The 14,350-nt window shown below is 73.7% G+C and carries 14 protein-coding genes and 1 pseudogene; 7 read left to right on the top strand and 8 right to left on the bottom strand.

Going from position 1 to position 14,350, the window contains the following annotated elements:
- The 7 genes and pseudogenes from ACF073_RS27255 to ACF073_RS27225 all read right to left on the bottom strand — a co-directional run.
- A pseudogene (locus ACF073_RS27255) lies at positions 1-177 on the bottom strand (alpha-ketoacid dehydrogenase subunit beta); the annotation flags it as partial.
- A 1-nt stretch (position 178) separates the two neighbouring features.
- Entirely contained in the window at positions 179-1,315 is a 1,137-nt protein-coding gene (gene pdhA / locus ACF073_RS27250) for a pyruvate dehydrogenase (acetyl-transferring) E1 component subunit alpha (protein WP_392074012.1), read from the bottom strand.
- 52 nt (positions 1,316-1,367) lie between these two features.
- Complete coding sequence (locus ACF073_RS27245; protein WP_392074011.1) at positions 1,368-1,568, bottom strand: acyl-CoA carboxylase epsilon subunit; 201 nt, start codon at positions 1,566-1,568, stop codon at positions 1,368-1,370.
- A 353-nt stretch (positions 1,569-1,921) separates the two neighbouring features.
- Positions 1,922-2,770: a thioesterase II family protein gene (locus ACF073_RS27240; RefSeq protein ID WP_392074010.1), complete on the bottom strand. Its 849-nt coding sequence runs from the start codon at positions 2,768-2,770 to the stop codon at positions 1,922-1,924.
- Positions 2,751-4,091, bottom strand: coding sequence for a ParB/RepB/Spo0J family partition protein (locus ACF073_RS27235; RefSeq protein WP_392074009.1), 1,341 nt, complete (start codon positions 4,089-4,091; stop codon positions 2,751-2,753). The genes ACF073_RS27240 and ACF073_RS27235 overlap by 20 nt, the downstream gene beginning before the upstream one ends.
- Positions 4,092-4,346: 255 nt before the next feature.
- Complete coding sequence (locus ACF073_RS27230; protein ID WP_392074008.1) at positions 4,347-5,042, bottom strand: HAD family hydrolase; 696 nt, start codon at positions 5,040-5,042, stop codon at positions 4,347-4,349.
- Between the two features lie 165 nt (positions 5,043-5,207).
- Complete coding sequence (locus ACF073_RS27225) at positions 5,208-5,891, bottom strand: ScbR family autoregulator-binding transcription factor (RefSeq protein WP_392074007.1); 684 nt, start codon at positions 5,889-5,891, stop codon at positions 5,208-5,210.
- A 169-nt stretch (positions 5,892-6,060) separates the two neighbouring features.
- On the opposite strand from ACF073_RS27225, the gene ACF073_RS27220 reads away from it, so the two are divergent.
- The 6 genes from ACF073_RS27220 (at position 6,061) to ACF073_RS27195 (ending at position 12,267) form a co-directional block, all read left to right on the top strand.
- Positions 6,061-7,071: a ScbA/BarX family gamma-butyrolactone biosynthesis protein gene (locus tag ACF073_RS27220; protein ID WP_392074006.1), complete on the top strand. Its 1,011-nt coding sequence runs from the start codon at positions 6,061-6,063 to the stop codon at positions 7,069-7,071.
- Positions 7,068-8,456: an acyl-CoA dehydrogenase family protein gene (locus ACF073_RS27215; RefSeq protein WP_392074005.1), complete on the top strand. Its 1,389-nt coding sequence runs from the start codon at positions 7,068-7,070 to the stop codon at positions 8,454-8,456. The genes ACF073_RS27220 and ACF073_RS27215 overlap by 4 nt, the downstream gene beginning before the upstream one ends.
- Before the next feature lie 165 nt (positions 8,457-8,621).
- The gene (locus ACF073_RS27210; protein ID WP_392074004.1) at positions 8,622-9,203 is read left to right on the top strand and encodes a TetR family transcriptional regulator; all 582 of its coding nucleotides are present in this window, start codon (positions 8,622-8,624) and stop codon (positions 9,201-9,203) included.
- 374 nt (positions 9,204-9,577) lie between these two features.
- Complete coding sequence (locus tag ACF073_RS27205; protein WP_392074003.1) at positions 9,578-10,300, top strand: AAA family ATPase; 723 nt, start codon at positions 9,578-9,580, stop codon at positions 10,298-10,300.
- A gap of 66 nt (positions 10,301-10,366) precedes the next feature.
- A complete protein-coding gene (locus tag ACF073_RS27200; protein WP_392074002.1) occupies positions 10,367-11,026 on the top strand; it encodes an NADPH-dependent F420 reductase in 660 nt (219 codons plus the stop codon).
- Between the two features lie 74 nt (positions 11,027-11,100).
- A complete protein-coding gene (locus ACF073_RS27195; RefSeq protein WP_392074001.1) occupies positions 11,101-12,267 on the top strand; it encodes an NADH:flavin oxidoreductase in 1,167 nt (388 codons plus the stop codon).
- Between the two features lie 17 nt (positions 12,268-12,284).
- On the opposite strand, the gene ACF073_RS27190 is transcribed toward ACF073_RS27195, so the two are convergent.
- Complete coding sequence (locus ACF073_RS27190; RefSeq protein WP_392074000.1) at positions 12,285-12,644, bottom strand: ArsR/SmtB family transcription factor; 360 nt, start codon at positions 12,642-12,644, stop codon at positions 12,285-12,287.
- A gap of 252 nt (positions 12,645-12,896) precedes the next feature.
- Between ACF073_RS27190 and ACF073_RS27185 the strand changes: the two genes are divergently transcribed.
- Positions 12,897-14,336, top strand: coding sequence for an MFS transporter (locus ACF073_RS27185; RefSeq protein WP_392073999.1), 1,440 nt, complete (start codon positions 12,897-12,899; stop codon positions 14,334-14,336).
- Positions 14,337-14,350 lie beyond the last annotated feature (14 nt).

The raw sequence follows: 14,350 nt of genomic DNA, 5'->3' as shown, positions 1-14,350 counted from the left end.
ATCCTTCTGCAGACCGTCCGTCACCCGGAACACACCACCGAGCTTCCCGACGTCCTCACCCATCACCAAAACCTTGGGATCGGCATCCAGAGCACACCGCAACGACTCGTTGATGGCCTTCGCCAACGGCATCTCGCGCGGTCGCGCCGGGGCCGTGCCCGGGGTCGTCGCCGCCATCTCAGCATCCCTCCGAGTCGGCGAACGCCGCCGTGTAGGCGGTGAACTGGGCGTACTCCTCGTCCACCAGCGCGTGCCCGTCCGCGTAGCCGTGCCGGAACATCAGGCCCGGGTCCGGGACGGTCATGGCCCGCACCCGCTCGCGCACGTCCTTCGCCGCCTGCCGGCACCGGCCGTCGACCTCGGCGAAGTACGCCTCGTCCGCCCAGCCCCGGCTGGTCAGCAGGGCCCCCAGCCGGGCGATGGGGTCCTTCCCGCGCCACTCCTCGACCTCGGTCGCGTCCCGGTAGCGGGTCGGGTCGTCGGAGGTGGTGTGGGCGCCCATCCGGTACGTGTACGCCTCGATCAGCGTCGGGCCCTCGCCGTTGCGGGCCCGCTCCAGCGCCCACCGGGTGACCGCGAGGCAGGCCAGCACGTCGTTGCCGTCGACGCGGACACCGGGGAAGCCGAAACCGGACGCGCGCCGGTAGAGCGGGACGCGGGTCTGCTTCTCGGTGGGCTCGGAGATCGCCCACTGGTTGTTCTGGCAGAAGAAGACGACGGGCGCGTCGTTCAGCACGGCGAAGTTGAACGCCTCGCTGACATCGCCCTGGCTGGTCGCGCCGTCGCCGAAGTAGACGACGACCGCCGCGTCCGCGCCGTCCTTGGCCAGCCCCATCGCGTAGCCGGTGGCGTGCAGCGTCTGCGCGCCGATGACCAGGGTGTAGAGGTGGAAGTTGTGCTCGGCCGGGTCCCAGCCGCCGTGGCTGACACCCCGGAACAGGGCGAAGAGGTCCGCCGGGTCCATGCCCCGGCTCAGCGCGACACCGTGGTCGCGGTAGCTGGGGAAGACGTGGTCCCGGTCGGCGAGGGCCCGGCCCGAACCGATCTGGGCGGCCTCCTGGCCGAGGAGCGAGGGCCACAGCCCCAGTTCGCCCTGGCGCTGCAGCACGATGCCCTCGGCGTCCACGGCCCTGGCCCGCGCCATGTCCTCGTACAGGCCGCGCAGCCCCTCGGGTGTCACCTCGACGGCGAACTCGGGGTGAGTCGTCAACTCGCCCTCGGGCGTCAGCAGTTGGATGAACTCCGCGGACTGCGGGCGGTGTGCGTCGCCGCCGTCGCTCTTCCGGGAGCGGTCCGCCACTCCGGCGCGTCCCATGGGGTGCCCTCCTTTCTAGGTGTCCGTACGTGTCTCGGTGTCCGTACGGCGGTCAGCGCTGCCAGCTGTGGGCGCCGTGGAAGGCGCGCGGCGGGACGAACCGGCGGGCGGGGCGCGCTCGCCGGGCCGCGCCCGCCCGCACGGCCGGACGCCGGCCGGTGCGGGCGAGAAGGACGGCGGTGAGGGCCGCCAGTTCCTCCGCGGTGGCCCGGCCCTTGATCACACGGATCGGGCCGCTGTGGGCAGTGAGCACAGTCGTCGTCTCCAAAAAGAAGGGCGCGGGGAGCCGTGCCGGCATTCACCGGGGGTGAAAGCCGGGGAGAGGGGCTCGGTGTCTCGCGGGCCGGGTGACGAGAGGCGGGGCAAGCCGACTTCGTCTCAGCACCTCGCTGGAGGAACCGGTGCGGGCGGTAAGGGGATCCGCGCTCCGGTCGGGGACGGCGCCGCCGCATTCGGGCTTCGGCCGGTGGATACGGAACAACTCTGCCCCGCCGTCCGCCACCGCCGCAAGGTTCGGCCACCCGGCCCCGCGCACAGCCGGGACTTACCTGCGGGAAAACGCAGTAAAGCGCCGGCAATCGACCGGCGCTACTGCTCCGACTGTGCTCAGACGGGAAGCGACAACGGTGCGAGCACCGAATTGAGCGACCCGAAGAATTGCTCCTTGGATTCACGCGGGAAGAAATGCCCGCCGGGCACGGTGTGCAGGGCGCAGTCCCGTCCGGCGTGCGCGGTCCAGGCCGCCGCGTCGGGGACCGCGACCAGCGGATCGCCGGTTCCGGTGAAGACCTCGACGGGACAGTCCAGCGGCTCCCGCGGGCCCGCCGCGCCCGCGCTCTCGCACAGGGCGAGGTCCGCCCGGACGAGCGAGAGGCGGTCCGCGAGCCAGCCCCGGTCCCGGCACAGCGCGGCGGGCAGCGCGGCGAAGTCCAGCAGGAGGTCGGCCAGCCGGGCGTCGGTCAGCCCGCCGGCCCCGCGCAGCGGATGGGGCAGGTGCGGTGCCGGGTAGGCGCCGACCAGCAGCCGCTCGGGCAGCCGGCGGCCGGCGGCCGCGCGCAGCAGGGTGAGGTGATAGGCGATCAGGGCGCCCATGCTGTGGCCGTAGAGCAGATACGGCCGCTCCAGCGCCGGTGCCAGCTCGGCCTCCACGGCCGCCACGAGGGTGGACAGCAGACGGTGCCGGTGGGATCCGGCGGCCGGGTCCCGCCCCGGGAGCCGTACGGGCACGACCCGGACGCCGTCGCCTAGGGCGCGCTGCCAGCCGGAGAAGAAGGCCGTGCCGCCGCCCGCGGGGTGGAAGCCGAACAGAGTGAGCGGCCCGGTGGCCGCGGCCGTGTCCCCGTACGGGGCCGTCCGCCGGTGTGCGACTGCGACCGGGCCCCGGTTGCACGCGCCGGCCGCCGGCACCGCGTACCGGGAACGGCCGCGGACGGGGTCAGACGGCTGCCACGACAACGGCGTTCCTTCCGGAGCCCGCGCCGGCGGCCCTCGCCGAAGCCGGGGAGACGGCCCTTCCGCCGGCCGGTGAGACGCTCCGCCCCGGCGCCGGGGAGGCGTTCCTCCCGGGCGCCGGGGAGACGCCCCGGCCGCCGGCCGGGGGCACGCCCCTCCCGCCGGCCGAGGAGGCGCCCCTGCCCGGCCCCGCCGTGACACCGCGCACCGGAGCGGGGCGGACCGGGGAGTTCGTCGTCCGGGGCCGCGGATCCTCCGCGTCCGCGGTACCGGTACGACGAGCGCCCTGGACTCCGTCCACCTGCTCGGCGATGCGCCGCCAGCCCTCCGCGCACTCCAGGGCGAGCTGGGAGACACGGTCGGCGCAGTGCGGCGGTATGTCGCGCAGCAGCCGGTCCGGGTGCTCCCCGGCGGTGATGTTCGTGGCCAGCAGGCGCAGCAGATGACGGCCGCTCTCGGTGAGCCGGAGCGCCGGATCGTTCATCAGCCGCTCCAGCGCGGAGACGGGATCCCGCGGCCGGTGCCGGACCGTCCGGCCGCCGCAGTGCGCCGGGTCGGCCGCCGCCGGCACCGGTTCCCGCGCCGCCCTCGGGCGGCGTCCGGCGGGCACCGGATCCTCACCGCGCCGCATCCGGTCCCGTACGTCACGGACCGTCCCTGGCGAGATGCCGGCCTCGCCCGCGATGGCCCGCAGCGACGCCCCGGGGTTGGCCCTGATCAGCTCGCTCGCGCGCAGCCGCCCGGCGGAACTGTCGACCGGGCGGAGCCTTCCGTCCTGGCCGAGCCGGGTCGCGGCCTGCGGGATCCGGCCGGTGTCGCTGCGCCGCAGCCCCCGGACGGTCTTCGCCGCGAGCCCGGCGATCGAGGCGACCATCCGGTCCGACCACTCCGGGTGGGAGACGAGGATGCGGGTGGCGGCGGCGGTGCGGTCGGCCGTGGACAGCGGCAGGCCGTGCCGGGTGTTGCGCTGCACGGACAGGGCGAAGGCGTCCCGCTCGGAGCCGTCGAAGAACCGCGCGGGCAGCTGCTCCTTGCCCTGCTCGGCGGCCACCAGCAGCCGGTGCATGCCGTCGATCACCCGCATGGTGGGGCGGTGGACCGTGATCGGGGGCAGCGGCTCGGCGGCCTCGGCGAGCGCCTTCAGGTGCTCGGGCGACTGCCCGGCGATGCGCGGCGAGTCCGCCGGCAGCAGGGCCGCGACCGGGACCAGTTCCACCGGGGAGAGGGCCGGCTCCCAGTGCTCTCTTCGGCCCTGCTCCTTCGCGGGGTCCGGATCCGGCGCCGGTTGCGGGGCGGTGCGATCGGGTGCGCTCTCGGGATTCACAGAACGATTCCTCCGACTCTCGGTTGGAGCCCGGGCGTCCGCCTGTGGCCGGCCGGCCGGGCTCACCTCGTGAGGAGCCCTCCGGTCGGCCCGCCGCCCCCGAGGTATGGCCGGGAGCGGGGCCTGACGGACTGACGCCGACCTCTGGCACCTCCATCATCCCACAGAACATACCTTGAGGAAGGTATTTATTATGTCGGCAGATGAAGTCTCTGTTACCAGCGGGGAACGGGCCGTTCCGCGGGGTCGGCCGGGTCAGTCGCCGACCGGTGACGTCACGCCGTCGTCGGCGGGCAGGAACACGCCGCCGGGGAGCCTGCGCGCCAGCTCCCGGCCGCCGACGACCACCGGATGCCCCACCTCGGTGAGCATGGGCAGATCGGATACGTGGTCGCCGTAGGCGTGGCAGTCGGCCGGGTCGATGTGCGGGTGGGCGGCCAGCAGGCGGCGGACGGCGGATCGTTTCGCCTCGCCGATGACCGGCTCGCCGACGAGTTCTCCGGTCAGCACGCCGTCGCGCGCCCCGGGCCGGCTGCACACCACGTGCGTGGCGCCGATGGCGGCCGCGAGCGGGTCGACGACCGCCGGGAAGGAGCCGGACACCAGGACGAGGGCGGCGCCGTCGGCCAGGTGCCCGAGCAGGGCGTCACGGGTCGCGGGGACGTAGAAGGACCCGGCCGCCGCGCGCCGCGCGAACCACTCGGCGCCGGCGGCGGTGACCCGGTCGGCCGGCTCCCCGGCCCAGGCCCGGTAGTAGACGCGGTTGGCCTGTTCGCGCGGGGTGCCGGCGGCGGCCAGGGCGGCGAGGCGCTCGCGCACCGCACGGGCCCGCGCGGTGCCGTCGCGCCCGTGGGTCCGGCCGAGATAGAAGTCGAGGAAGTCGAACATGCTCTTGCAGCGGATCAACGTCTCGTCGACGTCGCTGAACACCAGGCGGACAGGCGTGGTCACAGGAGGTTCTCCGTCTCGGGTCGCCACGTGGGGGGAGCGGTTCGCGTCACCGGGTGGGAGGCCGGCTCGGGTCGCCGTGTCCGGGAGAGTGGCTCGGGCCGCCGCGCGGGGGGCGGGTCAGCGCGGGCCGGCGGGCGCGGGTCAGCGCGGGCCGGCGGGCGCGGGTCAGCGCGGGCCGGCGGGCGCGCGCAGCGCCGGGAAGAACAGGTCGCGGACCTCGGCCCAGCGCTCCTTTATGTCCGCGCGGCCGTGCAGGTTCTCCGAGATGTGCTGCATCCCGAAGAACGCGGCGACCGCCACCCGGGCCGCCTGCTCGGGGTCGACACCGTCGCGCAGCTGCCCCATGGCCTGGGCCTCGCGCAGCAGCGCGGAGATGAGCTTCGTCCAGTCGACGTAGGGCTCGGGCAGGGCGGCGTCGATGAAGGCCCGCTCGTTCTGGAGCCGGGTGCCGGCCTGCATGATCGGGTCGTTCTGGAAGGCGTCGGTGGCCTGGTTGAACATCTCGATCACCGTGTCGAGCGGGGAGAGCCCCTTGCCGCGCACCTCCTCCAGCGTGCGGGGCCAGTGCGAGTACAGTTCCTCCACCACCCCGACGGCCAGGGACTCCTTGTTGGGGAAGTGGAAGTACACCGCTCCCTTGGTCATACCGACCCGCTGGGCCACATCGGTGATGGACGTGTAGGGGTAGCCGCGGACCGCGAAGATCTCCGCCGCGCACCGCAGGATGTGCGCGCGGGTGCGCACGGCCCGGTCCTGGCGGGGATCGGGGCCGCGCAGGACGCGGGACTTCTCCCGCGCGGGTGTGGGCTGCACCGGCTTTCTCGCCTCGGTCGGCTGAATGTCTCCCACAGGTGGCCACTCCTTCAGGGATCGGTTAATTGGGGAGCAATATACCTTCCCTCAGGTATATTTCGGCTGGTTGTGCATTCGGCCTGGCAGGCCGGGCCACACGCGTCGCACGGGGGAGGGTGACGAGTCCTGCCCTGGGCGGCGTCTCTTCCTGGAGGCGACTTCCTTCATGCTCATCGACACCCCGATCCAGCCATCCCTGTCTCCCCGGACCACCGCTGCCGCGGCAGGCCCTGATCTCTCCTTCGCACGCTGCCTGCCGCCGGCCGCCGTGCACAAGGCCGCGGCGGGCGAGGTACTCCTGACCGACACCGCGCGACTGAGCGAGGACCGGTTCGCGGTGGCGGCGCTGTGGCCGCGCGACCGCTTCCTGCACCACCAGGGGCAGGACGCGCCCGGCGACCCGCTGCTCCTGGTGGAGACGGTGCGCCAGAGCCTCATCCACCTCTCGCACACCTATTACGGCATACCGCGGGGCCATCCGTTCCTCCTCTCCACCCTCTTCCTCGACACCGGCCCGCGGGGGCTGCCCGGCTGGCGCGGCGCCCCGCTGCCCGTCACCCTCGATGTCACCTGCACACCGACCACCACGGCGCCGCGCCGCTTCGGCAGGGCGCTGGGGGCCGTCCTGCACGTCGACGGGGAGCCGCTGGGCCGGGCGGGCATGCGCTGGGAGGTCCTCGACCCGCGCCGCTACCAGCTGATCCGCGGCCGGACCGCGCGGACGCCGGCCGGACCGGCGACGCGGGAGGCGCCCCTGCCGCGTCCGCTGGATCCGCGGGAGGTGGGGTACGCCCACGCCGAGCACGTGCTGCTCGCCGAGGGCGGCGAGCGTACCGGCCGTGACTGGTGGCTGCGGCTGAACCGGCGGCACCCGGTGCTCTTCGACCACGAGTCGGACCACATACCGGGCATGGTGCTGCTGGAGGCGTTCCGGCAGGCCGCCCACGCCGCCGAGCTGCCCGTACGCCCCTCACTGAGCGCGGTGGCGGCGAGCTACGGGGCCTTCGGCGAGCTGGACGTGCCGGTGCGGATCAGCGCCCGGCCGGTGCGGGACGCCCACCACGCGGCCGGGCCCGCGGTGCTGGAGGTGACCGCGGTGCAGGGCGACGCGGTGCTGGCCGCGGCCCGCTTCGGCGACGCGACCCGCTTCCCGTCGACCACCGGGGCAGCCTCATGACCACCGACGCCGACCACCGCCACGACCCCAAGCCCCCCGGCACCACCGCCCACCGAGACGGCCACAGGGCCACCGCCACCGGCCACCCAGACGGCCCCGCGACCACCGGCACCGCCGGCCACGACCCCGGCCGCGCCGACACGGCCCCCGCCACCCTGCCCGGCCGGCTCGCCACCGCCACCGGCCCCGCAGACGGCAACAGGGCCACTGACACCACCGACCGCAGAGACGGCCACACGACCACCGGCACCAGCACCGCCCACAGAGACGGCCCCACGCCCACCGGCACCGATCAGCTGTCCGCCGAGTCGGTCCGGCACGCGGCGAAGGTGGCCGGCCGGGACCTCGACGAGATGCAGGCGCGGCACCGGCTCAGCACGGAGACGGCCGCGGCCGTGGTGGCGGCCGGCTTCGCCCGGCACTTCGTGCCCCGCGAGTTCGGCGGCACGGCCGGCTCGTTCGCCGCCCTGCTGTCCGCCTCGGCGGAGCTGGCGCGCACCTGTGCGTCCACCGCCTGGTGCGCCACGCTCTACGCCGCGCACGGCCGGTTCGCCGGCTACCTCCCCGCACCGGGACAGCGCGCGCTGTGGGCGGGTTCGCCCGACGTGCCCATCGCCGCCTCCATCATGCCGCCGCAGGGCGAGGCGGAGCGTACGGCGACGGGCTGGCGCATCCGCGGCCGCTGGGCCTTCGCCAGCGGCGCCGACCACGCCGAGTGGCTGCTGCTGGCCTGCCGCACGCAGGACGCGGGGCGCCCGGAGCACCGCCTCTTCGCCGTTCCCCGCGCCGAGGCGGAGGTCCTGGACAGCTGGCGCTCGCTGGGCATGCGGGCGACGGGCAGCCACGCCGTGGAGGTGGCGGGGGCCGAGGTGCCCGCGCATCTGACCCTCACCATGGACGATCTGGCCCGGCCGCGGCCCGGTGCCGAGCGCTGTCATACGGTCCCCCCTCTCCTGGCGGGTGCGTTGATGTTCGCCGCGCCGGCGCTCGGCGCGGCCGAGGCGGCGCTGGCGGTCTGGAGCGCCGGCCTCGCGGCCCGGACGGGCACCGGCGCCGGCCGGTCCGCCGAGGCGGAGCGGGTGCTCGCCCGCTCCTCGGCCGAGATCGGCGCCGCCCGGCTGCTGCTGGAGCGGGCCGCCGACCGGGCCGACCACGCCGAGGTGACACCGCTGCTCGTCGCGGAGAACCGGCGGGACTCGGTGGCGGCGGCCCAGATGTGCGCCGCGGCGACGGACCGGATCTTCCGGGCCGCGGGCTCGCGGGCGCACGCGGAGGACTCCGCCCTGCAGCGCTGCTGGCGGGACGTGAGCACCGCGGTCTCGCACGCCGCCCTCGGCCCCGAGAGCGCGGCCGCCGCGTACGCCGCGGCGGTCCTCGGGGCCTGACACGGCCACCGCGCGAGCGGTACCCGGCAACACGGCGCGCGGAGGCGGTGCACCGAGGGAGTGCACCGTCTCCGCGTCCCACGGTCGAGATGATACCTACGCTCAGGTATGTTTCACGCCCCGGTGGAAGACCTCGTGAAAAAACGTGGAGAGGGTGCTTCGGTGGTGAAACAGATCAGAGCGCGGCAGACGAGGGCACGGCTGCTGGACGCGGCGGCGGAGGAGTTCGCCGTCCACGGGTACGCGGCCACGAAGCTCCAGGCCGTGGTCGCGCGGACGGGCATGACCAAGGGCGCCCTGTACGGGCACTTCCCCTCCAAGCGCCATCTCGCGACCGCCCTGGTCACCGAGAGCGCCCAGCAGTGGCGGCGGCTCGGCGGGCCCGGGCCGGAGCGCGCGGTGCCGGCCGACGCGATCCTCGCCGGGCTGATCCGCGAGATCCGCGGCCAGTTGCAGACCAACGTCCGCTTCCGGGCGGCCCTGCGGCTCGCCGCCGACTGCGAACTCGCCCCGAGCGGCTCGCCCGGCCTGTTCGAGGGCATCCGCGGCGAGCTGGTCACCAGCGTGCGCCGGGCCCAGGAGGAGAAGGGGCTGGCGCGGTCGTATCCGGCGGAGACCGTCGCGTACCTCATCCTGGCGCTCGTCTACGGCGCCTCCCATCTGCCGCCCTGGGAGAGTGCCCAGGGCGGCACGGTCGACCCGAACCGGGCCTGGGAGCTGCTGCGGACCGCCCTCAGCCTCGGCTAGTCGGCGCACGGCCGCGCGGCGGACGGGGCCTTCGGGCCGGCGCGGGCCGCGCTGTGCAACCGGGGGCCGGACCCAGTCGCACACCCGACGGACGGCGCCGTCCGGCGCCGCGTCCGGCGCCCGCTCGCCGGATCCGCCCGCTGTGCAATCCCGTTGCTGGCGGTGCCGCTTTTCCCTTCGCTACTCTGCAATGCGTGTGGCGGCGCCACCGAAAAGGGCCCTTGAATTCCTTCGGCCGTTCTGCCGGCGCCTGACTTTCTCCCCTTCGTACGGCCCGTGGTAGGGGCGGTTATTTCCGCCCGCCGGTTCCGATCCCCGAACTGCTGCGCCCCGGCCGCCGGTTTCTTTGTTTCGCGCAGAAAGGCGAACGCACCATGAAGCTTGCCATTTCCGGGACTTATTCCTCGGGCAAGACGCTCACGACGATGGCGCTGGCCCACCTGACGGGCATCCCGCGCACCCACGCCAAGACCATGCGCGAGATCCTGCCGGACGCGGTGCCCGGCAAGACGCTGGAGGAGTGCAACGCCGCCGAGCTGATCCAGCTGGTGATGCGGCGTTACGTCGAGCGCGCGGTCCACGAGAGCCACCTGCCGAACGGCTACATCTCCGACGGCTCGTCCCTGCACGAGTGGACCTACGCCACCGTGCGCGTCACCGTCGGCATCAACCCGAACGAGTCCATCGGCCGGCTCGACTCCGTCGAGAAGACCGACGAGATCCGCTTCTACGAGCAGGTGGTGGCGCAGCTCGGCGTGGCGCTGAAGCAGTACGCCAAGGAGACGTACGACGCCTTCGTCCACCTGCCGATCGAGTTCCCGCTGGACCCCAACGGGCACCGGCCGGTCAACGAGCGCTTCCGCGAGCTCTCCGACCAGCTGCTGCTCGACGTGCTCCGCGAGGAGCTGAAGATCCCGGTGCACATCATCGGCGGCACGATCCCCGAGCGGCTGGAGGCCATCACCGCGCGCTTCGGCTTCCCGCAGGTCATGTCGATCGACGAGGCGATCGCGGCGGCGGGCGCGGACTACGCCCGCCTCGACGTCCGCAGCGAGGCCGAGCGCAACGCGGCGGCGGCGCAGGCGACGGCGGTCTGAGCCCGGCCGCGCCCCGCACCTCTCCCCCGGCCCCCGCCCCGACCCACGCAAAGGGACCTTGCCGTCATGACTGACTCCATCTCGACCCCGCCCCGCAGGATCGGCGTCCTGGGCGCGGGCAACGTCGGCCGGCCGGTCGGCCGCCACTGGGACATCGCAGGTCACGCCGTGACCTTCGGCTCCCGTGCCCCGGAGCGCCTCGCCGACTTCATCGCCTCCCTGGGCGGCGGCGCGCGGGCCGCGTCGTACGCCGAGGCCGCCGAGGCCGCCGACGTCGTCCTGCTGTCCGTCCCGCACCCCGCCCTCGAAGAGCTGCTGGAGACGGTCGGCGACCGGCTGGCCGGGAAGATCGTCATCGATGCCACCAACCCCGTCGTCCTCACCGAGGACGGGCGCGTGGTCTCCACCCTCGGCGCCGGGCTCACCCAGGGCCGGGACACCGCCAAGCTGCTGCCTGACGCCACGGTGGTCCGGGCGTTCACCCATGTCATGGACGAACTGCTGTGGTCGCGGGGCACCCGGCAGCGGCACTTCTGGGGCATGGCCCTGGCCGGTGACGACGCCGCGGCCAAGGACGTCGTCGCCCAGCTGGTGCACGACGCCGGCTTCGTCCCGGTCGACCTGGGCGGACTCGACGACTCGGCCGCGCTCGACCCGGGCGGTGCGGTCTTCCCCCACATGTTCACTCCGGCGGACCTGCGGGTGGCCGCCGGGCTCACCGGCTGACCACGGCCGCCACCAGGGTGCCGGCGCCGTCCGCACCCCGCGCGGGCACCCCGAGTTGGAAGGACATCACTCACGTGAGCACTGCCACGGGCGCGACCACCGCCACGGAACAGCTCTTCACCCCGTTCAAGGCGGGTTCGCTGGCCCTGGACAACCGCATCGTCATGGCTCCCATGTCCCGGGACCTGTCCCCGGGCGGGGTGCCGGGCGAGGATGTCGCCCGCTACTACGCGCGCCGGGCCGAGCACGGGGTCGGCCTGATCATCACCGAGGGCACGTTCGTCGGCCATCCGGCCGCCGGGAACCGGCCGGCGGTGCCCCGCTTCCACGGGGTCGACGCGCTGGCGGGCTGGGCGGAGGTGGCCCGCGCCGTGCACGCCGCCGGGGGCCGGATCGTCCCGCAGCTGTGGCATGTGGGACAGGACCCCCTGGTCTGGGGGACCTCGCTGGAGTCGGCGCGCTTCTCGCTGCCGAAGGGCGTCGACCTGTTCGATCCGCCCGGCGGCCTGATGAACCCGTCGGGCCTCGACCCGGACGGTCCGGCCGGCCGGGCGATGTCCGAGTCGGACATCGCCGACGTGATCGACGCCTTCGCCCGCGCCGCCGCCGACGCCGAGCGCATCGGCTTCGACGGCATCGAGCTGCACGCCGCGCACGGCTACCTCTTCGACCAGTTCTTCTGGGGCGTCACCAACCGCCGCACCGACCGCTACGGCGGGGACGCGGCGGGCCGGGTGCGCTTCGCCGCCGAGGTGGTACGGGCCTGCCGTGCCGCCACGGGCCCCGGCTTCCCCGTCATCCTGCGGATCTCGCAGTGGAAGGTGGCGCACTACGCGGCGCGCATCGCGGACGATCCGCGCGAGCTGGAGACGCTGCTCGCCCCGCTGGTCGAGGCCGGGGTCGACGTCTTCCACTGCTCGACGCGGCGTTTTTGGCGGCCCGAGTTCGAGGGGTCCCCGCTGAATCTCGCGGGCTGGGTGAAGAAGGTCACCGGCCGCCCCACCATCACGGTCGGCTCGGTCGGCCTGAAGGACAGCGACTACCTGGGGTACGTCGAGGGCGAGGGGGCCGAGACCGACGACGTCTCGCTGGTCGCCGAGCGGCTCGCCGAGGGCGAGTTCGACCTGGTCGCCGTGGGGCGGGCGCTGGTCGCCAACCCCGACTGGGCGGAGCGGGTGCGCACCGGTCGCACCCAGGGGCTGCGGAACTTCGACGCCGGGATGCTCACCGCCCTCGACTGAGCACACCGGTCCGCGCCTCAGCGCCGGGCGCCCCCGGCCCGTACGGCCTCCCGGTCGGCCGCCTCGACGACCGCGGCGAGCAGCCCCGGGCAGACGAGGTCCAGGTCGTCCCGGCGCAGCGTGTTCATCTTCGACGTACCGGCGTAGTACTGCCGGATGACGCCGGACTGGCGCAGCACGCGGAAGTGGTGCGTACCGGTGGAGCGCGTCACCGAGATGTCGAAGGTGCCGCACGCCATGTCGCCGGGAGCGTGCGCGATCTGCCGGACGATGCTGCGCCGCACCGGGTCGGCCAGGGCCTCCAGGACGCCCTGCAGCGTGATGTCGTCCGCGTCGGGATGGTCGGTGACGCGGTCCGCCGCGGTCCGTGCGGTCACTTGGTGCCTCCCTGTTCGGCGGGGCCCATCGTACGACGGCCGTCATATGACGACATCGGTCGTACGACGACGGTGGCCATATGACGACGGTGGTCAAACGACGATGCGCATCAAAGTTTGACTGCCATCGTCATATGGGCTTCAGTGAGAGCCGCGAGGGCCCGAGCGGAGGGCTCAACTCCCCCCACCCCCCAAGGCTTTGGCACGCGGCACCGGCCGCGTCCGAGCGATCAGCAAGGAGAGCGATCAGCCATGACAACCGCGGAAACCAGCGCGGCGCCGGCCGACGGCGCCCGGACGGGCGGGCCGAACGCGTCCAGCGGTCTGAAGATCGCCGCATTGGCCACCGGCTTCGTGATGGCCACGCTGGACGTCACGATCGTCAACGTCGCCGGGGCCACGCTCCAGGAGCGGCTCGGGGCCGGCCTCACCCAGCTGACCTGGATCGTCGACGGCTACATCCTGACCTTCGCCTCGCTGCTGATGCTGGCCGGCGGCCTCGCCAACCGCAGGGGCCCGAAGACGGTCTACATGTGGGGCATGGGCCTGTTCATCCTCGCCTCGCTGGCCTGCGCCCTGTCCCCCTCGCCCGAGGTGCTCATCGCGGCCCGGATGCTCCAGGGGGCCGGCGCCGCGCTCTTCATGCCCAGCTCGCTCTCCCTGCTCGTCTCCTCGTTCCCCGAGAAGCGGCAGCGCACCCGCATGCTCGGCCTGTGGTCGGCGATCGTGGCCGGCTCCTCCGGCGTCGGCCCCACCCTCGGCGGTCTGATGGTGAGCGCCTTCGGCTGGCAGAGCATCTTCCTGATCAACCTGCCGATCGGCGTGATCGGCATGCTGATGACCAAGCGGTTCATCACCGCGCCCGAGAGCCACGCGCAGAAGCTGGCCGTCCCCGGCCACCTCATCTGGATCGTCGCCCTCGCCGCGGTGAGCTTCGCGCTGATCGAGGGCCCCCAGCTCGGCTGGGCGGCACCCGCGGTCATCGCCGCCTACGCCGTCGCCGTGGTCGCCGCCGTCCTGCTGGTGGTGCGCGAGCGCCGCAGCGAGAACCTGGTCATGCCGTGGACCCTGTTCTCCTCCGCCGGCTTCTCCGGCGCCAACCTCGTGGGTTTCTTCTTCAACTTCGCGCTGTTCGGCACCATCTTCATGCTCGGCCTCTTCTTCCAGCACGCCCAGGGCGCGAGCCCGTTCGTCGCGGGCCTCGAGCTCATCCCGATCACGATCCTGTCGCCGCTGGCCAACGTGGTGTACTCGCGGATCTCCGGCCGGTTCGCCAACGGCCCGCTGCTGACCGTGTTCCTGCTGGTGGCCGGCGCGGCCTCGCTCGTCATGACCGCGGTCTCGCCGTCGACCCCCTACTGGATGATCGCCATCGGCATCGGCGTCGCCAACCTCGGCGCCGGCATCGTCTCCCCCGGCATGACCGCCGCCCTGGTGGACGCTGCGGGACCGGCGCACGCCAATGTCGCGGGATCCGTCCTCAACGCCAACCGGCAGATCGGCTCGCTGGTCGGCATCGCCGTCATCGGCGTCGTCCTCCACTCCACGTCCGACTGGGACACGGGCGTCTCGGTCTCCTTCCTGCTGGTGGGCGTGATGTACCTGCTCGGCTCGCTGTGTGCCTGGCGGCTGATCACCCGTCATGAGCGCCGCGAGTCCGCACTGGCGGGCGCTGCGGCGGCCCGCGCCTGACCGGCCGCCCGACA

This window comes from Streptomyces sp. NPDC015171, assembly GCF_043079545.1.
GTDB lineage: Bacteria > Actinomycetota > Actinomycetes > Streptomycetales > Streptomycetaceae > Streptomyces.
This window is presented reverse-complemented; position numbering and strand designations above follow the sequence as displayed.

Bases quoted from the DNA above. Each gene is read 5' to 3' on its own strand.
- pdhA (WP_392074012.1), bottom strand. From the start codon at position 1,315: ATGGGACGCGCCGGAGTGGCGGACCGCTCCCGGAAGAGCGACGGCGGC.
- ACF073_RS27220 (WP_392074006.1), top strand. From the start codon at position 6,061: ATGCTCATCGACACCCCGATCCAGCCATCCCTGTCTCCCCGGACCACC.
- ACF073_RS27215 (WP_392074005.1), top strand. From the start codon at position 7,068: ATGACCACCGACGCCGACCACCGCCACGACCCCAAGCCCCCCGGCACC.
- ACF073_RS27205 (WP_392074003.1), top strand. From the start codon at position 9,578: ATGAAGCTTGCCATTTCCGGGACTTATTCCTCGGGCAAGACGCTCACG.
- ACF073_RS27200 (WP_392074002.1), top strand. From the start codon at position 10,367: ATGACTGACTCCATCTCGACCCCGCCCCGCAGGATCGGCGTCCTGGGC.
- ACF073_RS27185 (WP_392073999.1), top strand. From the start codon at position 12,897: ATGACAACCGCGGAAACCAGCGCGGCGCCGGCCGACGGCGCCCGGACG.